At 60.7% G+C, this 19736-nt stretch carries 15 protein-coding genes and 1 pseudogene; 12 read left to right on the top strand and 4 right to left on the bottom strand.

Annotated features, from left to right (window positions below):
* Window positions 1-356: 356 nt before the first annotated feature.
* The 4 genes and pseudogenes from GWQ27_RS20175 to GWQ27_RS20160 all read left to right on the top strand — a co-directional run.
* Window positions 357-1505: pseudogene (locus tag GWQ27_RS20175) on the top strand (lytic transglycosylase F); the annotation flags it as partial.
* Between the two features lie 208 nt (window positions 1506-1713).
* Window positions 1714-2679, top strand: coding sequence for a tripartite tricarboxylate transporter substrate-binding protein (locus tag GWQ27_RS20170; RefSeq protein WP_021138259.1), 966 nt, complete (start codon window positions 1714-1716; stop codon window positions 2677-2679).
* Between the two features lie 59 nt (window positions 2680-2738).
* Complete coding sequence (locus GWQ27_RS20165; protein WP_059113412.1) at window positions 2739-3200, top strand: tripartite tricarboxylate transporter TctB family protein; 462 nt, start codon at window positions 2739-2741, stop codon at window positions 3198-3200.
* Window positions 3201-3209: 9 nt separating this feature from the next.
* Entirely contained in the window at window positions 3210-4742 is a 1533-nt protein-coding gene (locus tag GWQ27_RS20160) for a tripartite tricarboxylate transporter permease (RefSeq protein ID WP_021138257.1), read from the top strand.
* An 81-nt stretch (window positions 4743-4823) separates the two neighbouring features.
* Here GWQ27_RS20160 and GWQ27_RS20155 read toward each other — a convergent pair whose 3' ends face one another.
* The 4 genes from GWQ27_RS20155 to GWQ27_RS20140 all read right to left on the bottom strand — a co-directional run bounded on the left by GWQ27_RS20155 (window position 4824) and on the right by GWQ27_RS20140 (window position 10054).
* Window positions 4824-5489 carry a response regulator gene (locus GWQ27_RS20155; protein WP_021138256.1) on the bottom strand — a complete coding sequence of 222 codons (666 nt, stop codon included), beginning with the start codon at window positions 5487-5489 and terminating at the stop codon, window positions 4824-4826.
* A complete protein-coding gene (locus tag GWQ27_RS20150; RefSeq protein ID WP_275908177.1) occupies window positions 5490-7073 on the bottom strand; it encodes a sensor histidine kinase in 1584 nt (527 codons plus the stop codon).
* Window positions 7070-8281 (bottom strand): ROK family transcriptional regulator, encoded by a 1212-nt coding sequence (locus GWQ27_RS20145; protein ID WP_275908176.1) that lies wholly within the window; start codon window positions 8279-8281, stop codon window positions 7070-7072. Before GWQ27_RS20145 ends, GWQ27_RS20150 begins: the two co-directional genes overlap by 4 nt.
* A gap of 105 nt (window positions 8282-8386) precedes the next feature.
* Entirely contained in the window at window positions 8387-10054 is a 1668-nt protein-coding gene (locus GWQ27_RS20140; protein WP_021138253.1) for a methyl-accepting chemotaxis protein, read from the bottom strand.
* A gap of 130 nt (window positions 10055-10184) precedes the next feature.
* Between GWQ27_RS20140 and GWQ27_RS20135 the strand changes: the two genes are divergently transcribed.
* The 8 genes from GWQ27_RS20135 to nrfD all read left to right on the top strand — a co-directional run bounded on the left by GWQ27_RS20135 (window position 10185) and on the right by nrfD (window position 19512).
* On the top strand, window positions 10185-10640 hold the full coding sequence (locus GWQ27_RS20135; protein WP_234579066.1) for a YchJ family protein: 456 nt from the start codon (window positions 10185-10187) through the stop codon (window positions 10638-10640).
* A 210-nt stretch (window positions 10641-10850) separates the two neighbouring features.
* A complete protein-coding gene (gene glpA / locus GWQ27_RS20130; protein WP_275908175.1) occupies window positions 10851-12545 on the top strand; it encodes an anaerobic glycerol-3-phosphate dehydrogenase subunit A in 1695 nt (564 codons plus the stop codon).
* On the top strand, window positions 12542-13822 hold the full coding sequence (gene glpB, locus GWQ27_RS20125; protein WP_059113407.1) for a glycerol-3-phosphate dehydrogenase subunit GlpB: 1281 nt from the start codon (window positions 12542-12544) through the stop codon (window positions 13820-13822). Before glpA ends, glpB begins: the two co-directional genes overlap by 4 nt.
* A gap of 51 nt (window positions 13823-13873) precedes the next feature.
* Complete coding sequence (gene glpC / locus GWQ27_RS20120; protein ID WP_275908174.1) at window positions 13874-15076, top strand: anaerobic glycerol-3-phosphate dehydrogenase subunit GlpC; 1203 nt, start codon at window positions 13874-13876, stop codon at window positions 15074-15076.
* Window positions 15077-15743: 667 nt separating this feature from the next.
* Entirely contained in the window at window positions 15744-17186 is a 1443-nt protein-coding gene (nrfA, locus tag GWQ27_RS20115; protein WP_275908173.1) for an ammonia-forming nitrite reductase cytochrome c552 subunit, read from the top strand.
* A gap of 53 nt (window positions 17187-17239) precedes the next feature.
* Window positions 17240-17836 (top strand): cytochrome c nitrite reductase pentaheme subunit, encoded by a 597-nt coding sequence (gene nrfB / locus GWQ27_RS20110; RefSeq protein ID WP_275908172.1) that lies wholly within the window; start codon window positions 17240-17242, stop codon window positions 17834-17836.
* Window positions 17833-18525, top strand: coding sequence for a cytochrome c nitrite reductase Fe-S protein (gene nrfC / locus GWQ27_RS20105; RefSeq protein ID WP_275908171.1), 693 nt, complete (start codon window positions 17833-17835; stop codon window positions 18523-18525). The genes nrfB and nrfC overlap by 4 nt, the downstream gene beginning before the upstream one ends.
* Before the next feature lie 36 nt (window positions 18526-18561).
* Window positions 18562-19512, top strand: a complete 951-nt coding sequence (gene nrfD / locus GWQ27_RS20100) for a cytochrome c nitrite reductase subunit NrfD (protein ID WP_275908170.1) — start codon at window positions 18562-18564, stop codon at window positions 19510-19512.
* Window positions 19513-19736 lie beyond the last annotated feature (224 nt).

Below are 19736 nucleotides of genomic sequence, written 5' to 3'. Positions count from 1 at the left end.
GTGGATATCTACAACGTGGAGCGGCCGCATCATGCGTTGAAATACAGAACCCCCGATGCAGTACATCGGGGGTTCTGAGTGGAGAAATGCTAGCCGAAAATGTGTAAACCTATTTCAGGACTAGACACACGGTTTTCCCATTCCCTGTCCTCTGCCAGATACCGCAACATCTCGTGTCCGCAGCCATCCGCATCACACCTCTGCCCCAACAGGCATGCTTGACCATCTCGAACGAGACGGCTGCAGCACCACAAAATAGAGCCAATGGTGCTATCTGACACGTTGGGCCAAACTCAATGAGCTAATTAGCCCCTTGCCTGCCACTTACACTCAATGAAAAGAGTGAGGTACTCATCATGAAAAGGTTATGGATAATCCTGGGATGGATGCTGTGCTGCCTGGCGCCGGCCACGGCGGCTGAACCGACTGCAGCGCCCGACGACGTGCCGGCGTCCCTGGCATTTAGCGCAGAGGAACTGTCCCGCCCCCTCTTTGGTGACCTCGATGACATGCTGGAACGACGCACCATCCGGGTTCTCACCACCTACAACAAGACCGGCTACTTCATCAACAAAGGGGTCCAACGGGGCGTAACCTACGATGCTTTCATGCAGGTAGAAAAACGGCTCAATGATCAGCTGCGCAAACGGAAGGCCATCAAGCGCCACCTCAAGCTGCAGTTCGTCTTCATTCCGGTTGCCCGTGAAGCCCTGCTGCAAGCCCTGATCGACGGCAAAGGTGACATAGCGGCAGCCAACCTCACCATCACGGATCAGCGCAAAAAACAGGGCGTGGAGTTTACCAATCCCTTATTGGAAAACGTGCGGGAACTGCTGATCTCGGGGCCTCACTCACCCAGGGTGGAGAGTGTCGCCGAACTCGGCGGCCAAACTATCCATGTGCGTCCCTCTTCAAGTTACTTCGAGAGCCTCATCACCTATAACCAGGCCCGCAAAACCGCGGGTGAGCCCCTCATCGACATAAAGCCTGCCCCGGAATCCCTGGAAGATGAGGATCTGGTGGAGATGGTCAATGCCGGCCTGCTGCCCTTCATCGTCATGGATGAGCACAAGGCTCGCTTCTGGAAGAAGATTTTTCCCGCCATCCAGATCCACGAACAACCCGCATTCCGTGAAGGGGGTGTCATCGCCTGGGCAGTACGCAAGGAGAGTCCCAAGTTGCTCGCCATGCTCAACGAGCAGATAGCAGCCCAGCGGGGCAAGGCCACAGGAGAGGACATCCTGGCCCGTTACCTCAAGCAGAACAAATTCGTCAAGAGCGCTGCCGCCGAGACTGAGCGCAAGAAATTCCTGCAGCTGGTAGATCTGTTTCGCCAGTACGGCGAGCGTTTCGATGTGGACTGGCTGCTGATCGCGGCTCAGGGCTATCAGGAGTCGGCACTCAACCACAAGGCGCGCAGCCCGGTCGGCGCCATCGGCATCATGCAGATCATGCCCGCCACCGGCAAAGGTCTGAAGGTAGGCGACATTCGCCAGCACGAACCGGGCTCCCCTTTTCAAGCGGGGAGCCCGGTGTTTTTTACCTCCAGCTCCTTGCCAGCGCGACATCAAGCCATCTTTCAGCAACAAAGCGTCTGCCCATGACCAAAATGCACAAAATGACCAGAACAGCCTTAATAGCCATTACGGTCAGATTGTTCTCCAACCCGACATGATTAATTAACCTCTTTGCAACAATCACAAGGAGTACATCATGTTGCAAGGAACCCTCAAGCGCACCCTGCTCTGCTGCCTGCTTGGCGCCAGCCTCGGCGTACAGGCCAAAATAGATGACATCCACTTTCTGATCCCCGGCGGTGCCGGCGGTGGTTGGGACAACACGGCCCGCGGCACCGGCGAGGCGCTGACCAAATCCGGCCTCATCACCACCGCCTCTTACCAGAACATCTCGGCCGGTGGCGGCGCCAAAGCCATCGCCCATTTGATCGAAACGTCGGCCCAGTCCGACAAGACACTGATGGTCAACTCCACCCCCATCATCGTCAAATCCCTCTCCAAGGAGTTGCCACAATCCTTCCGGGATCTCACCCCGGTCGCCGCCATCATCGCCGATTATCAGGCGCTGGCCGTACCGCTGGACTCCCCCTACCAGGATTGGTCCCAACTGTTGGCGGCCTATGAGGCCAACCCGGCCAAGGTGAAGATAGCCGGCGGCTCCGCCCGTGGCAGCCTGGACCATCTGGTGGCCGCCATGACCTTCAAGAATGGGGGAGCCGATGCCAGCAAGCTGCGCTATGTGGCCTATGATGCGGGCGGCAGCGCCATGGCCGCAGTACTGGCAGGAGAAACCCAGGTGCTCTCCACCGGGTTTGGCGAGGCGATGGAGGCGGTCAAATCGGGCCAGATGCGGATCCTGGGCGTGACTGCCGCCGAGCGGATGCCGGGGGCCAATCAGGTGCCCACCTTCAGTGAGCAAGGCAACCCAACCGTGTTTGCCAACTGGCGCGGTTACTTCGCCTCTCCCGACATCAGCCCGGAGAAATCCGCCGAGTTTGCCGCCCTGCTTAAGCAGATGTATGACAAGCCGGAGTGGGAAGTGGTTCGCGCCCGCAACAGCTGGACCAATCTCTATCAGTCCGGCCCCGACTTTACCGCCTTCCTCAACAGCCAGGAGCAGCAGATCGGCGGCTTGATGCGCGAGCTCGGCTTCATCAAGTAATCCTCGTTGTCACATCACAGGCGGGCCTGGCGCCCGCCGTCCATGCTGGAGAGACAGACATGAATATCACCAAGGAGCGACTGGGAGGCCTGCTGTTTTTGCTGCTCTCCCTCGCCTATGGCTATTACGCCACCAAGATCCCCGGTTACCCCGGTGACGAATATGAACCCTTCACCGCCAGCACCCTGCCCTATGCCCTGGCCGGGCTGGGTGCCCTGTTCTCCCTGCTGCTGGTTCTCTCCCCGGGCGGCGAGCCACTGCGCAGGGAATCCGGTGACTGGCGCCGGGTCTTCATCCTGCTCGGACTCATGGTCATCTATGGCCTGGGATTGACCTGGTTTGGCTTCGTGCTCTCCACCATCGCCTTCCTGACCGTGGGCATACGGGTATTGGGTGAGCCCAGCCTGCGCTATGGCCTGATGATCAGCGTCCCCTTTTCCATCGGTTTCTGGGCACTGCTCACCAAGGGACTCAATGTCTATCTGGAGCCGGGTCGTCTGTTTACCCTGCTCGGGTTTTAAGGAATCACCATGTTAGACGGAATCTTGCAAGGACTCGGCACAGCACTGCTGCCAGTCAACCTCATGATGGTGGTGCTCGGCTGCTTCGTCGGCACCTTTATCGGCATGCTGCCGGGTCTGGGCCCGGTCACTGCCATCGCCCTGATGATCCCCATCACCTACGGGCTGGATCCAGCCTCCGGCATCATATTGATGGCCGGCGTCTATTACGGCGCCATCTTTGGCGGCTCTACCTCCTCCATCCTGATCAACGCCCCCGGCTGCTCGGCCACAGTGGTGACCGCCTTTGACGGCTACCCCCTGGCGTGCAAGGGCCAGGCGGGCAAAGCGCTGGCCATCGCCGCCTACGCCTCCTTCACTGGTGGCACTCTGTCGGCCATCATGCTGATGGTGGCGGCGCCGCTGCTCGCCAAGGTCTCCCTCTCCTTCCAGTCGGCGGACTATTTCGCCCTCATGGTGCTGGGTCTGTCGGCCGTGGCCGCCTTTGCCGGCAAGGGACAGGTACTCAAAGCGCTGATCATGGCGTTGTTTGGCATCATGATCTCCACCATCGGCATCGACCGCAGCGTCGGGGTGGACAGATTCACCTTCGGCCTGCCGGATTTGCGCGATGGCTTCTCCTTCCTGCTGCTGGCCATGGCCACCTTCGCCCTGGCGGAGATACTGATGACGGTCCTGCGTCCGGGCAAGGACAATAGCGAGGAAGAGGCTAGGCAGATGAAGCATCTGGGCAGCCTCAAGCTGAGTCGGGAAGAGATACGCGAGATAGCACCGCCCATTGCCCGCTCCTCCGTACTTGGTTTTCTGATCGGCGTCTTGCCGGGGGCCGGTGCCACCATAGCGGCCTTCATGGCCTATGGTGCCGAGCGCAACATCGCCGGCAAGCAACATCAGGATCAGTTCGGCAAGGGCAGTCTGCGCGGCCTGGCCGCACCGGAAGCCGCCAACAATGCCGCCTCCACCGGCTCCTTCGTGCCACTGCTGACCCTGGGGATCCCGGGGTCCGGTACCACGGCGCTGATCCTGGGCGCCCTGGTTGCCTACGGCATCCAGCCGGGCCCTCGCCTTTTCATGGAACACCCAGAGGTGTTCTGGTCGGTGATCATCTCCATGTATCTGGGCAACGTGGTCCTGCTGGTGCTCAACCTGCCGCTTATTCCTTACCTGGCAAGGGTACTGGCAGTGCCGCGCCCCGTGCTCATTCCCATGGTACTGCTGTTCTCTCTGACCGGCGTCTATCTGGTCTCCTTCAATACCATGGACATTCATGTGATGGCACTGGTGGCGCTGATCGCCATCGGCCTGCGCCTGCTCAACTTCCCCATGGCCCCCATGCTGCTCGGCTTCATTCTGGGTGGCATGCTGGAAGACAACCTGCGCCGCGCCCTGGTCATCAACGACGGCTCCTTGAGTTTTCTGTGGGAGCGCCCCATCACCCTCGGCTTCACGCTGGTGACCCTGATGATGCTGCTGTTGCCGGTGTGGCGGTGGTGGCAAGCGCGCAGGGCGCCTGTGGAGACGCTGCACTCGGAGCTGACCTGATCCCCATGAACCCGCAATGAAAGAGAGCGCCAAAAGGCGCTCTCTTTATGACATCAAGGACGAACACAAGATATTGGCGCGTCAGCATTGACGGTAGCGCCGCTCCGGCCGACCAACTGTGCCGTATTCCAGCTCAGGGCTCGCCAATTGCTGGCCCACCAGAAACTCCAGATAACGGCGCGCCGTGGTACGGCTCACCCCCACCCGGTTGCCTATCTCCTCGGCACTGGCTCCCACCCCCGTCAGCGCCGCCAATACCCGTTGCAGGGTGAGTGCATCTATCCCCTTGGGCAGGCCGCCGGCCGCCACCTGTTGCAGCGGAGTACCGAACAGGGCATCCACCGCCTGCTGATCGATGTCAGCCAGCGCCGCCAGCGCGGCGCGGCTCTGACAATAGTTATCAAGGGTATCGCGCAGCCGTTCGAACACCACGGGTTTGAGGATGAAGTCAACCACCCCGAGCCGCATCGCCTCCTGCAAGGCGTTGGCCTCACGGGCGGCAGTGAGCAGGATGACATCCAGGCTTGCCCCGGCCTGACGCAGCTCACGCAGCAGGGTAAAGCCCTCACCATCGGGCAGCCACACATCCAGCAGCACCAGATCGGGTTTGAGAATGTCTATCTGCTCTCTGGCATCAAACAGGGTGAGCGCCACCCCCAGCACCTCGAAGCCCGCCAGCCGCTGCACAAAGCGACGGTGGATCTCGGCGATGGCCGGATCATCTTCGACGATCAGGATCTTGATCACTCACACCTCCTTGGGAATGTAACAAACGACGCAACTTCCCTGCGTCGTGGCTTCGATGGTAATGGTCCCCTGCAGGGCATCCAGCGTCTTGCGCACCAGCGCCAGCCCGATACCGTGACCGGGCTCGACCTTGCTGCTGACCCCGCGCTCGAACAATCTGTCCGCCAGGGCAGGGTCTATACCACCCGCCCCATCCTCCACCTCCAGGATGAGATCCTGGCCAAGATCGCTCAACGAGACCCGGATCGGCTGGTAAGGCGCGCCGTGGCGACGGGTCGCCTCGAAGGCATTGTCGATGAGATTGCCCAGCAGTGTCACCAGCTGGGAGCCGCTCACACGAAGGGGTATGTCGTGCAGACGGGCGTCTGGGTCCACCACCAATACCAGCCCCAGCTCATGGGCCCTGTGATACTTGCCAAGCAGTAGCCCTGCCACCTTGGGCTTGGCAATGGCCCCCATCAGGAAGCTGAGCAAGGTTTGTTCAGTAGCGGCTTCCCGCCCGATGAAGGCGAGCGCCTCCTGGGTAGCACCCAGTTCTATCATGCCGGCTATGGTACCGAGCTGGTTGTTGTGTTCGTGGGTCTGTACCCGCAACAGGTCACTGTATGCCTGCACCTGGGAGAGCTGGGCGCTGAGCTCGGCCAGCTCATCCTTGCGCCGAAAGCTCGACACGGCGCCGATCAGTTTGCCATCCCGCACCAGCGGCAGCCGGTTGACGATGAGCTGCTGGCCATTGAGCACTATCTCTTCGTCATACTGGGGGCGCGGATCCTGAATGAGGGAGAGCATGCGGCTTTCAGGCAACAGTTGGGTGACGGGTTGGCCGAGGGCCGCCCTCGCCGCCTGCTCATCGAGGCGCAGCAGCCGGATGCCGTTCGGGTTGAGGGAGGTAAGTCGGCCTTGCTCATCTATGGTGAGGATCCCCTCGCGTACCGTGCGCAGGGTGCAATCCAGCTCGGCATAGAGGCGCCCGATCTGCTCGGGTTCGAACCCGAGAATCGCCCGCTTGTAGCGCCGCGCCAGCCAGGCGGCAGCAGCGCTGTTGAGCAAGACGATAATCAGGGTCATTCCCAGACCGAAGCGCAGAAAATCCTGCAGGTCTGCATCTATGTCGCGCACCAGATAACCGACCGACACCACGCCGATGACCTGTCCCATCTCGTTGCGGATCGGCCCCTTGCCGCGCACCGAGACACCGAGCGACCCCTGGGCACGGGAAATATAGGCCTCTCCTTGCAGGGCTCGGGCAGGATCGTCCCCCACCATGGGCTTGCCGATACGTTCCGCATTGGGGTGCACCAGCCGCCGCGCCTCGCTGTCACCGATGACAATGTAACTGGCGCCGACCTCGGCGCGGATCTGCTCAACCAGCACATTGAGCCGGGCTGTGTCGCCCCGCTTCACCCCGGCAATGACGCCGGGCTCACGGGCCACCAGTCGCGCCACGTCAAGGGCCTGATCGCCTACCTCCTGGTAGCGCTGCTCGGAGACGTAGTAGTAACTGGCCCCGCTCAGCAACACCAGTTGCAGCAGACTGACCAGACAGAGCATAAGCAGGAAGCGTCCTTGCAACCCGAGCGTCATGTCTCCTTGTCGCCTCGCAACAAGTCCAGCAGCAGACTGCCATCGCGCAGGGCCTTGTGCACCTGTACCGAGGTGGGCTTGGTGGGATCTTCGTAGAAATGGGTGGATTCGATTTGCAGCCGCACCAGGTATTCGGCTGGCAACTGGCTGGCCAGGGACTGGTGCAGCATGGGGAACAACAAGCGATCGGCGCGGGTTATTTCCCCCCCCAGCAGCAGCTTGCCCGGATTGAGCAGACAGATGAGGTTGGAGAGCACCCGGGAGAGACGACCGGCCGCCTGATGGAGAATGTCCTGACACAGGCTGTTACCCGCCAGCGCCAGCTCGCACAACTCGCGGATGGTGACACTTTCCGGCAAGTCATACTCCTGCATGCGCTCGCGCAGCTCCCGATATTGCGCCTCCAGCGCCTGATTGGTCACCAGGGTACAGGCGCAGCCAAAGCCGCCGCAGTAGCAGCGCTGACCATAGGGTTCGAGCTGCAAGTGGCTGAGATCGCCGAGCAGAGCCGACTCACTCTCGATGAGCTGACCATTGACCACCATGCCGACCCCTATGTCGTTGTGGACGAACACCAGCACGGCATCGGCACAATTTTTCGCCGCGCCCCATTCGCGCTCGGCCTGGATCCAGGTCCGCACATCGCCACTGACCAGCACGGGCACCGCGAACGCCTGCTGCAGGGTCGGGCCAAGGGGCCAGTTGCGCAGATCATAGAAAGGGAAGTGTTTCACCATGCCGGAGTGGCGCTCCACCTGCCCGGGCAGACAGAGGGCGATACAGGCAAGGCGCAACGCCTTCTTTGGCAGGAAACCCTCAATGGCTCGCACCAGGCTGGCCAGCAGATCGGCGCGTTCCGCTTCGCTGAAAGTATGACGATGACGGGCGAGAGAGCGACCGGCCAGATCGAACAGGGCCATGTCCACATAGCCACGGCCGAGGCGCATGGAGAGAAACTGGAAGCGGCGTTCGTTGATGCGCAGCAGGGTCTGACGGCGACCACGTCCCACCGAGCTTTCACCACAGGTCACCACCAGACCGCCATCAAGCAGTTCACGGGTGATCTTGGTGATGCTGGCCGGAGAGAGGCCGGTCAAACGGGACAGATCGGTACGGGACAGCTCCTTGTGCTCCTCCAGGCTGGCGTAGACCAGGCCATAGTTGAGCTGACGGATCAAATCGATACTGCCTTTCACGATCTCATTCATAGGGTACGGGTTAACGAAAGGAACGGATGGCGGCAATTTTCCCACATTCTCTGCCGATCCCCAAATTTGCCGTCTGGAAATGACGTCCAGACGGCAAAAATGCGATCAATAACGGAATTGGGAGACGAGTTTACGCAATTTGTCACCCGTGCTGGCCAGGTCGCGGGTGGTGCTGTTGGACTCCACCGCTGCATCGGTCAGCTCGCTGACGATCTGCTGGATGGCCACCAGGTTCTTGTTGATCTCCTCCGACACCGCATGCTGCTCCTCAGCGGCGGTGGCAATCTGGATATTCATGTCGTTGATGGTGCTGACCGCCATCACCATGCTGTCGAGTGAGGTGGCGATATGGCTTGCCTCCTGTACCGTCTCCTGACTGCGCTCCTCACTGGCCTGCATCACGTCTACCGCCTGTTTGACGCCACTTTGCAGCCGTTGAAGCATCTCGTTGATCTCCTTGGTACTCTGCTGGGTTCGGCCCGCCAGGGAGCGCACCTCGTCCGCAACGACCGCAAAGCCGCGCCCCTGCTCACCGGCCCGGGCTGCTTCGATGGCGGCGTTGAGCGCCAGCAGGTTGGTCTGCTCTGCAATGCCGCGAATGACCTCCACCACAGAGCCAATCTTGCCGGTTTCATGGGCCAGCTGCTCGATGACCCCGGAGGCGGTATGCACCTCCCCCACCAGCCGGTTGATGCTGTTGATGGCGGTGCCCACCACGCCACGGGCGGCGTCGGACTCCCGTGCCGCATCGCTGGTGGCCGTCGCCGCGTTGGAGGCACTGGCCGCCACTTCCTGCGCGGTGGAGCTCATCTCGGTCACGGCGGTGACCACCTGATCCGTCTCTCTGCTGTGGCCCTGCATCTGATGATCATAGTGTTCGCTCAAGCTGTGCAACTTCTCCACGGCACTGAACAGATGGTTGCTGGTTTCCCCCACCTGGCTCACCACCGACTGGATCCGCTCGACGAAGCGGTTGAACGCCGTGGCCAGCTGGCCAATTTCATCATTGCTCTGCACCTTGAGGCGCTGGGTCAAATCCCCCTCACCGTCTGCGATGTCATTAAGTGCCTGAACCGCATCTGCCAGCGGCCGGGTAACCCGGTTGCCTATCACCACTGTCGCCACCAGTGTGATGCCCAGTATCACCAGGATCAGCAGCACACTGCTCTGCAGGGAGTTGTGCATGTTGTTCTCGCGCTCGGTGCGCAGCGCCGCCAGCTCGTTGTCGATGTCGTCGATATAAAAGCCGGTGCCGATAATCCACTCATATTTGTCGAGCACCAGGTTGAAGGAGAGCTTGGGCGCATCCCGCCCGATAGAAGGCTTGGCGGTCCAGTATTCGGAGAAACCATCTCCCTGACGGGCGGCTTTGACGATCTCCTGGATAAGCAGCTTGCCCTTGGCATCCTTGTCCTGCCAACGGTTCTTGCCCTCCATCTCGGGACGGGTCGGCAACAAGACGGTATTGCCCTGAAAGTCGTAAACGAAGAAATAGCCATCGCTGCTGTAGCGCAGCGGCCGCAATATTTCGGCTACCTGCTTGCGCACTTCCGGGGTATCTGGCTGGTTGTAGACAGTGTCGACAGCCGTCTTGGCTAGCATCAGATAGCTGCTGAGCAGCGCCTTGCGCTCCTTGATCGCATTCTCCCGCGCAACGATCAGATCGGCTTCGAGATCGCTCTTGGAGATCATGTAATTGCTGAGGTTGACTACCAGAGCCATCAGGAGCACGGGGACGGCTCCCAACAACAGAATTTTCTGTTTTAGCGTCATTTTTCACATCCTTGCTGCTGTTTTTATTGGTGTTCCGTTCCTACCTGACCAGTATAGGACGCTGGTCGACGGGGACCCGCTTTCGCTACAATCCCCGCACCTTTATCTATCGACCCTGATGGGCTGACACATGAACAAATGTCCTTGCGGTTCCACTCTTTCTCTCGAACTGTGCTGTGGATCACTGCACCAGGGGGCCGAGGCCCAAACACCGGAGCAGCTGATGCGCTCCCGTTACAGTGCCTTCGTGCTGGGGCTGGGCGACTATCTGGTACACAGCTGGCACCCTGATCATCTGGGTGGGTTGACGGCAGATCAACTCTCCCAGACCGACACCCGCTGGGACGGGTTGGATATCCTCGCCGCTCAGGGTGGTCCGCTGGACGACACCGGCATGGTGGAATTCAAGGCCTGGTTCCGGGAGGGAGATGAACGCCACTGCCTGCATGAGCGTTCCCGCTTCGTGCGCCATCAGGGGCGCTGGGTCTATGCCAATGGCGAGCAGGATCCGGCACCGCTGCAGGCAGGGCGCAACGACCCCTGCCCCTGTGGCAGCGGCACAAAGTTCAAGAAGTGCTGCGGTTAAAGGCTCGACCATCCAGCTTTTGGGGCGCTCGGCGCCCTTTTTCTTTGTTCGCCGGTGACGCCTGCGGCTGTCTCTTGTGACTCCCGTCACATAATGCTCATATCCTTGTCACTTATGCGCGTTTACGAACATTAATTTGGCCCATATCAAACATTTCATCCCATGAGTAAGGGACACTGTTCCCATCTGGAAGAGATGAGACGGGCAAGAATGAAAAGAATAACCACACAAGTCGTCATCATAGGGGGTGGCGCAACCGGAGCCGGCATCATGCGCGATTGCGCACTACGCGGCATCGACTGCATCCTGCTGGAGCGCGATGACATCGCCGCCGGCACCACGGGCCGCAACCACGGTTTGCTCCACTCTGGCGCCCGCTATGCGGTGACGGATCCGGAATCCGCCCGCGAGTGCATTCAGGAAAACCGCATCCTCAAGCGGATAGCCAGCCACTGCGTCGAGGACACGGGCGGCCTCTTCGTCACCCTGCCGGAAGATGACATCCATTTTCAAAAAACCTTTATGGATGCCTGCGCCCTGGCGGGTATAGATACACGCCAGCTGGATCCGGCCGATGCGCTGCGCCTCGAGCCCAACGTCAACCCGGCCCTGATAGGGGCTATTCAAGTACCGGACGGCACTGTGGATCCTTTCCGCCTCGCCGCCGCCAACGTACTGGATGCCAAGGAACACGGCGCGCGCATTTTCACCCACAGCAAGGTGCTGGGGCTGCTGCGCAATCAGGACAGAGTCTATGGCGTCAAGGCCATCAACACCCGCACCGGTGAAGCCTTCGAAGTGGAGGCCCAGGAGGTGGTGAACGCTGCCGGGATCTGGGGCCAACAGATCTGCGAGTACGCCGATCTCGGCATCCGCATGTTCCCGGCCAAGGGTTCGTTGCTCATCATGGATTACCGCATCAACCAGATGGTGCTCAACCGCGCTCGCAAACCTGCGGATGCGGACATACTGGTGCCTGGCGATACCATCTCCCTCATCGGCACCACCTCAAGCCGCATCGACTATCACAAGATTGATCAGCTCACAGTGGATCCGGACGAGGTGGAGGTGCTGCTGCGTGAGGGGATCAAGCTCGCCCCCATCATGGCCCGCACCCGTCTGCTGCGCGCCTACGCCGGGGTTCGCCCCCTGGTGGCGGTGGATGGCGACGAGACCGGCCGCAACATCAGCCGCGGCATAGTGCTGCTGGATCATGCCGAGCGCGACGGGCTACAGGGCTTCAATACCATCACCGGCGGTAAGCTGATGACCTACCGGCTGATGGCCGAGTGGGCCACCGACCTTATCGCCAGGAAGATAGGCAACACCAAGCCGTGCCGCACCGCCGAACTCAGCCTGCCCGGCTCGCGGGATCCGGAGAAAGTCTCCGCCCCCGGTCTGTCGGCCCCGACGGTCGGTTCGGCCCAGTATCGCCACGGCGAGCGGGTCATCGCCTTCTTTCGTGACAACCCCAAGGCCAACGCCCTCATCTGCGAATGCGAGATGGTGACAGCCGGCGAAATCGAATACGCCCTGCGGGAGCTGGACGTGGACAACCTGGTGGATCTGCGCCGCCGCACGCGCCTCGGCATGGGCCCCTGTCAGGGAGAGCTGTGCGCCTACCGGGCCGCCGGTCTGATGCAGGAGTATGGCAAGGCCGATGGCCGCGAAGCCTGTGTCATGTTGCGCCAGTTCCTGGAGGAGCGTTACAAGGGCACCCGTCCCGTGCTGTGGGGCGATGCCCTGCGCGAGGCGGAGTTTACCTACTGGATCTACGAAGGGCTGTTTGGTCTGGGAGAGTGGACGGCGCCCCACCTGGTGGCCGAGCCCCCCTTTCCCCTCGACCCCGTGAGCAGGACAGAAGACCACAGCCAGGCCCCATTGACTCAAGGAGTGCAGTCATGAAATTTGACAGTATCGTGATAGGTGGCGGCATGGCGGGCCTCTCGGCGGCGCTGCGCCTCGCCGAAGCGGGTCAGAAGACGCTGCTGATGGCCTCGGGCCAGAGCGCCTTGCACTTCTCCTCCGGCTCCATCGATCTGCTGGAGAGCGAGGGCGATCCCCGCGCCGCCCTGCCCGCCTTCATGGCCGAGCACCCGGATCACCCCTACAGCAAGGTGGGCCTGACCAACATAGAGGCGAGCCTCGCGGATCTGCAGCGCCACTGCCACGAGCAGGGGCTGCCTCTGTTTCGCCAGGAGACCAACCACCAGCGGCTGACCCCCATAGGCACCCTGAAATCCACCTGGCTGTCGCCCCATACCTGCGCCTGCCAGACAGATGCACCCGCCCCCGATGCCATCCTGCTGGCTACCCTGGAAGGGTTTCGCGACTTTCACCCGGCGCTCGCGGCCGCCAACCTGGCGACCCATCCGCGCTTCGCCCACTGCCGCATCATGACGGGTGAAATTCGCCTGCCCCAGCTCGCCGAGTTCAGCCGTAATCCCCACGAGTTTCGCTCCGCCGATATCGCCCGCCTGTTTGACAAACAAAAGGGCGACCAGCCCGATCTGCTGGCAGATCTGGCCCGCGAAATCTGCCGCATGGTGCACGAGAGCAGCGATCCCGGCTGCCGCCATGTGGTGCTGCCCGCCTGCCTGTCACTGGGGCTGGTCGGCCCCCGTCTGGCGGAACTGGAAAAACGCACCGGCTGCACCATCAAGGAGGTGGCGACCATGCCGCCCTCACTCATCGGCATGCGGATGCAAGAGGCGCTCAAGCGTCGCTTCCAGGCCCTGGGCGGTACCTTCCTCACCAGCGAGCGGGTGCTTGGCGCCCGTTACGAGGGGGACAAGGTGCTCGGTGTGCACAGCCAGAACGGCGACGATCAGCTGTTTGAAGCAGATCATTTCGTGCTCGCCTCCGGCAGCTTCTTCAGCCGCGGCCTCGAATCCCGTCTGCGCGGCATTCGCGAGCCCATCTTCGACGCCGATGTGCTGAGTCTGGAGGAGCGCGATGCCTGGGCCGGTCGCCGCCTGTTCGACCACCACCCCTTCATGGGCTTCGGGGTCAAGACCGACGACAAGCTCAGAGTGATGCGCGGCGGCAAACCGCTCACCAACCTCTATGGCGCAGGCAGCGTGCTGGCTCACTATGACCCCATCAAAGAGGGCTCCGGCTCCGGTGTCGCCGTTGCCACCGGCTGGCAAGCCGCCGGCCATATTCTGGGCGCGGCCCAATGATTACTTCGTCCCATATCCCGTGTCTTCATCATCGCCGGGAGGAGAACTGACATGCTACTGGATCACGCCAACCAAACTTTCGATCAGTGCATCAAATGCACCGTCTGCACCGCCTACTGCCCTGTGGCCAAGGCCAACCCCGCCTACCCTGGCCCCAAACAGGCGGGCCCGGATGGCGAGCGGCTGCGCATCAAGAGCCCGGAACTGTTCGACAGCGCCCTCAAATACTGTACCAACTGCAAGCGCTGTGAAGTCGCCTGCCCAAGCGGAGTGCGCATCGGCGACATCATCGCCAAGGCCAAAGACAAGTACAGCGGCTTCAAACCCGGGATCCGCGAGTTCGTGCTCTCCCACACCGACCTGATGGGCAGCATGTCCACCCTGATGGCCCCCGTGGTCAACTTCACCACCGGCCTCAAGCCCATGAAGCTGGTGCTGGACAAGGCGCTGGGGGTCTCCTCCCACCGCGATCTGCCCAAATATTCCCAGGGCACCTTCCGCGGCTGGTACAAGAAGCAGAAGGCCACGCAGGCCCAATATGAGCGCCAGATAGCCTATTTTCACGGCTGCTACGTCAACTACAACCACCCGCAGCTCGGCAAGGAGCTGGTGCAGGTGCTCAACGCCATGAACATAGGCGTGCAACTGCTGGAGCGGGAGAAGTGCTGCGGCGTGCCGCTGATTGCCAACGGCTTCATGGACAAGGCCAAGCAGCAGGCGGCCTTCAACATCAAACAGCTTGAGAACACGCTGCTGGGCAACGAGATGCCGCTGCTGGCCACCTCCTCCACCTGTGGTTTCACCCTGCGGGACGAATATCCTCACCTGCTGGAGCAGGACAATCACAAGGTGCGGGATCGCATCTCGCTGGTGACCCGCTTCCTGTGGAACGAGTTTTACAAGGGCAACAAACCAGCCATGAAGCCGCTCAATCTGCACATCGCCTACCATACCCCTTGCCACATGGAGAAGATGGGGGGCGTCATCTATACCCTCGAATTGCTGCGCGCCATTCCCGGGGTCAAGGTGACGGTACTGGAGTCCCAGTGCTGCGGCATCGCCGGCACCTATGGCTTCAAGTCCGAGAACTACGAAACCAGCCAGGCCATAGGTGAAGGGTTGTTTGATCAGATAAACCGCCTCAAGCCTGATCTGGTCATCACCGACTGCGAGACCTGCAAGTGGCAGATCGAGATGAGCACAGAGTTTCGCTGTGAACATCCCATCCACTTGCTTGCCCAAGCGCTGGCATAAGAGAGCACAGTGACAGGTGGATATAGAGATGAGCACTCCGATTTCCCGCTGTGAACATCCCATCCATCTGCTTGCCCAGGCCCTGGTCTGATCACAGATCACCCAGACAGACACGCAACGAGCCGGCCCATGCCGGCTCTTTCATTTCAGCAAGTCCATCAAACGTCCCGGTGCGAATAAACTGCCGCGAATGACAGGCAGAGGCGAGATGATTGAATCTGGTTCTCCTGTGCCTCTCACCGGGTTCAAAACCCACCCAAATACAGAATAAATATTCACCGACGAATCTATACCCATAAATAGATAAGTCACATGCTCGATTTCAAGCCAACCCTTGCCACATCAGGCATACCAGCCAACATTGCCAACAGGGCGCAACGACATGCTGGCAAAGCGCGTCAATAAGTTGAGTTTTCTCATTATTTAACCGGGATCTCATTTCCGGCACTTGCTCCCCCGGGCAATTGATCTAGCGCAAGCTCAGTCCTGATAAATCATCATCCATTTTACCCATTTGGTAATATCCAACCCGAGCAATCGCATAATTACATGGGTTTTATTCACTAATAACAATTAATCGGCCTGCCTGCTCCTGCCTAGTGCGGGGGCTGATGCCCACATCCAGGATGGAACGGTCAGGCTTGGCAATGAGATCGATTCGGGAGTGATGATCGTGAGTTCACACAACAGACTGACCAGACTGGGCCTCACCGCCCTGCTGCTGACCACCTGCTTTGGCGCCAGCGGCTTGGCACAGGCCGATGAGGCAACCCCCAAGGGCAAGATAGAGGCACGCAGCGAGCTGTTCGCCAAGGATCACGTCGACCAGTTCAGCAGCTGGAAAGAGACCAGCGAGAGCAAGGAGCGCACCGATGCCCTGGCCGAAGATCCGCAGATGGTGGTGCTCTGGGGGGGTTATCCCTTCTCCAAGGATTACAACAAGCCCCGCGGCCATTTCTATGCCCTGACCGACGTACGGGAAACCCTGCGCACCGGCGCTCCCAAGACCGCCGAGGATGGCCCCCTGCCCATGGCCTGCTGGAGCTGCAAAGGCCCGGATGTGGCCCGCGTCATCGATGAAAAAGGCGAAGATGGCTACTTCAAGGGCATGTGGGCCAAGGGTGGCCCGGAAATAGTCAACACCATAGGCTGCGCCGACTGCCACGACACGGCGTCGAAAGAGTTCAAGGAGGGTAAACCCGCCCTGCACCTCTCCCGTCCCTATGCCGACCGCGCCATGACCGCCATCGGCAAGCCGTTCAAGGAGCAGGGTCGTTTCGATCAGCAATCCCAGGTGTGTGGCCAGTGCCACGTGGAGTACTACTTCAGCGGCCCCACCAAGGCGGTGAAATTTCCCTGGGACAAGGGCACCACGGTTGAGCAGATGGAGCAGTACTACGACGAGAACGGTTTCGCCGACTGGACCCACGCTCTCTCCAAGACCCCCATGCTCAAGGCACAGCACCCTGAATACGAGACCTGGCGCGCCGGCATTCACGGCCAGAACAATGTCGCCTGTGTCGACTGCCACATGCCCAAGGTGCAAAACGAGCAGGGCAAGGTCTACACGGATCACAAGGTCGGCAACCCCTTCGATCGCTTCGAGCAGACCTGCCGCAACTGCCATACCCAGAGCAAGGAGATGCTGCAAGGCATAGTCCAGCAGCGCAAGGATGCGGTGACCGAGATCAAGCTCAAAGTCGAGAAGCAGCTGGTGCACGCCCACTTCGAGGCCAAGGCGGCCTGGGATGCAGGCGCCACCGAGGCGCAGATGAAAGACATACTGCAAGACATCCGTCACGCCCAATGGCGCTGGGACTTCTCCATCGCTTCCCACGGGGTGCAGATGCACGCCCCGGAAGTGGCACTGCGCATGCTGGGTACAGCTCTGGATAAAGCCGCCGATGCCCGCACCAAGCTGGCACGCCTCTTGGCGACCAAGGGGATAAGCCACGAGATCGCCCTGCCGGACATCTCCACCAAGGAGAAGGCGCAAGCCGCCCTTGGCATGGACATGAAACAGATGAACTCAGACAAGGCCCAGTTCCTCAAGACCACAGTTCCCGCCTGGGATGCCGAGGCCAAGGCGGCCGGACGGCTGGCACAGTAACGGCGACTGCGGGCCCGGCCCCAAGTCGGGCCCGCAGCTGATGGAGGCTTCCTATGGGTGATTTAACAATGGATTTTTTACGACTGATGCTGATGGCAGCCATGCTGCTCACCAGCCTGCAGGGACAGACGGGCGACGCCGCGAGCGCGCCCGCCGCCATGCCCGCGACGCATGAAGTGGAATTTTTACGCAGCCCCGACAAGGCCTGCACCGACTGCCACAAAGAGCAGGCAAGCGGCATGCACGGCAAACATGGCCAGGCAACCAACCCCAACAACCTGGCGCCGGTCACCTGCACCAACTGCCACGGCCAGCCCTCCCCCCAGCACAGGGAAGGGGTCAAGGATGTGATGCGCTTCAGTGACAGCTTCAACCCTCCGCAAGGCAAGGAAGCTTACCCCATCGCCGAGCAGAACGGGGTATGCATGAGCTGCCACGAACCCAAGCCATTGCGCGAGGCGCTTTGGGCCCACGACGTACACGCCACCAGGCTCACCTGCACCAGCTGCCATGCGCTGCACCCGGTCAAGGAGCCCATGGTGGGCATACCGGAAAAGTCCCGCATCAAGCTCTGCGTCGATTGCCACAGCAAGCAGCATGAGGCCAAGGCAACCGCTCAGCAGGCGAGCGTGAGCAAGGAGGCACAATGAGCTGCTCTCGTCGTGACTTTATGGCGGGCATGGGAGCAGGGGCCCTCATCATGATGACGGGGACTGTTCGTGCCAACACCCGCGCCGGGGCAGCCACCCTAGCCCACAGCCAGACCATAGACGGGGTACGCTACGGCATGATCCATGACGAGGCGGCCTGCATCGGCTGTACCGCCTGCATGGATGCCTGCCGGGAGGTGAACCAGGTGCCGGAAGGGGTCTCGCGGCTCGAGATCATCCGCTCCGGCCCCATAGGCACATTCCCCGATGCCGAGTACCACTTCTTTCGCAAGTCCTGCCAGCACTGCGACAACGCACCCTGCGTGCATGTCTGCCCGACCGGTGCCTCCCATATCCGCAAGGAGGATGGCATCGTCGATGTGGACCCGGACTTGTGCGTCGGCTGCATGTACTGTCTGGCCGCCTGCCCCTATCAGGTGCGCTTTATCAACCCTGTGACCAAGGTCGCGGACAAGTGCGACTTTTGCCGCAAGACCAATCTGGCGGCGGGCAAGGAGCCGGCGTGTGTAGAGTCCTGCCCCACCAAGGCGCTGGTATTCGGCAATCTGGATGACCCAAATAGCCCCATCGCCAAACGACTGGTGAAGGAGACCACCTATCGCTACAAGCAGGCGCTCGGCACCTCGCCCAAGATGTACCGTGTGCCCAAAGGGGAGATAACGTCATGACCATGCAAGCGGCAGTAACCCAGGGAGGGAATGACCATGTGGCATGACGCATTTCATTTTCCTTCCCTTGTCTGGGACTGGCCCATCGCCATCTACCTCTTTCTGCTCGGCATCTCCGCCGGGGCCACCAGCCTCTCGGTGTTGTTGCGCCGCAAAGGGGCTGGCAGCGAGAGCGGCATCATCAAGGCGACCGCCATTCTGGCACCGCTAAGCGTGATATTGGGGCTCTTGATCCTCATCTTCCACCTAGCCCGTCCCTGGACCTTCTGGAAGCTGATGTTCCACTACCAGTTCGACTCAGTGATGTCGATGGGGGTCATGCTGTTTCAAGTCTATATGGCGGTGCTGTTTGCCTGGCTGGCAGTGGTGTTCAGAGCCGACATTGAGGCGGTGCGCCGTCGCCTGCTCAAGGAGAGGTTCGCCTTTGTGGATGGGCTGATTGCTTGGCTTGCCCGCTTCGAGACACTGTTGGCGCCACTGCTGTTGCTGCTCGCCGTGCTGCTGGGGGCCTACACCGGCTTTTTGCTCTCGGCGCTCAAGACCTATCCGCTGCTCAACAACCCTGTGCTGCCGGTGCTGTTTCTGGTCTCCGGCATCAGTTCAGGCATTGCCTCCACCATCCTGCTGGCTGTCACCCTGTTCAAAGAGAACCACCACAGCCAGGGGGTGAGCTTTGTGCACGGCTTCGAGCGACCCGTGCTGGTGGTGGAGGTGCTGCTGCTGGTCTGCTTCTTTACCGGTCTCTATTTCGGTGGCGGCCAGAAGGAGGTGGCCATGTGGGCGGCCATCGGCAGCGGCTTCTGGGCCCAGGTGTTCTGGCTTGGTGTGGTGGGCATCGGCATGCTGCTGCCCCAGTTGCTCTCCCTGCTACCAGCACAAATACGCCAGCGCAACGGTCATCTGGTGCTGGTGTGCTGCCTGACCCTGATGGGCATACTGCTGCTGCGTTACTTCGTGCTTTATGCCGGACAGATGACGGTCGTATAACAACCCGTTCACGCTCCTGCTGCGAGGCCGTGATCAAGGCTCATGTGCTGCTCGGAATCCTCATGTATTCACATACACTCCGGTTCCTGCGCTGCTCTTTACCTTGCTGACAACCTCTCGCGACGGATCGTGGACAGGTTATAAAAATGGGGGACAAGCGCCAGCCGCCCTCGGGCTACTGGCGCTTATTTGTTGCGATGAGTTGTTGCTAGCAATGTGGATGT

The sequence above is a fragment of the Aeromonas sp. 5HA1 genome (assembly GCF_029237245.1).
GTDB classification, from domain to species: Bacteria; Pseudomonadota; Gammaproteobacteria; order Enterobacterales; family Aeromonadaceae; genus Aeromonas; species Aeromonas salmonicida.
This window is presented reverse-complemented; position numbering and strand designations above follow the sequence as displayed.

Bases quoted from the DNA above. Each gene is read 5' to 3' on its own strand.
- GWQ27_RS20170 (WP_021138259.1), top strand. From the start codon at position 1,714: ATGTTGCAAGGAACCCTCAAGCGCACCCTGCTCTGCTGCCTGCTTGGC.
- GWQ27_RS20165 (WP_059113412.1), top strand. From the start codon at position 2,739: ATGAATATCACCAAGGAGCGACTGGGAGGCCTGCTGTTTTTGCTGCTC.
- GWQ27_RS20160 (WP_021138257.1), top strand. From the start codon at position 3,210: ATGTTAGACGGAATCTTGCAAGGACTCGGCACAGCACTGCTGCCAGTC.
- GWQ27_RS20150 (WP_275908177.1), bottom strand. From the start codon at position 7,073: ATGACGCTCGGGTTGCAAGGACGCTTCCTGCTTATGCTCTGTCTGGTC.
- GWQ27_RS20145 (WP_275908176.1), bottom strand. From the start codon at position 8,281: ATGAATGAGATCGTGAAAGGCAGTATCGATTTGATCCGTCAGCTCAAC.
- GWQ27_RS20140 (WP_021138253.1), bottom strand. From the start codon at position 10,054: ATGACGCTAAAACAGAAAATTCTGTTGTTGGGAGCCGTCCCCGTGCTC.
- GWQ27_RS20135 (WP_234579066.1), top strand. From the start codon at position 10,185: ATGAACAAATGTCCTTGCGGTTCCACTCTTTCTCTCGAACTGTGCTGT.
- glpA (WP_275908175.1), top strand. From the start codon at position 10,851: ATGAAAAGAATAACCACACAAGTCGTCATCATAGGGGGTGGCGCAACC.
- glpB (WP_059113407.1), top strand. From the start codon at position 12,542: ATGAAATTTGACAGTATCGTGATAGGTGGCGGCATGGCGGGCCTCTCG.
- glpC (WP_275908174.1), top strand. From the start codon at position 13,874: ATGCTACTGGATCACGCCAACCAAACTTTCGATCAGTGCATCAAATGC.
- nrfA (WP_275908173.1), top strand. From the start codon at position 15,744: ATGATCGTGAGTTCACACAACAGACTGACCAGACTGGGCCTCACCGCC.
- nrfB (WP_275908172.1), top strand. From the start codon at position 17,240: ATGGGTGATTTAACAATGGATTTTTTACGACTGATGCTGATGGCAGCC.
- nrfC (WP_275908171.1), top strand. From the start codon at position 17,833: ATGAGCTGCTCTCGTCGTGACTTTATGGCGGGCATGGGAGCAGGGGCC.
- nrfD (WP_275908170.1), top strand. From the start codon at position 18,562: ATGTGGCATGACGCATTTCATTTTCCTTCCCTTGTCTGGGACTGGCCC.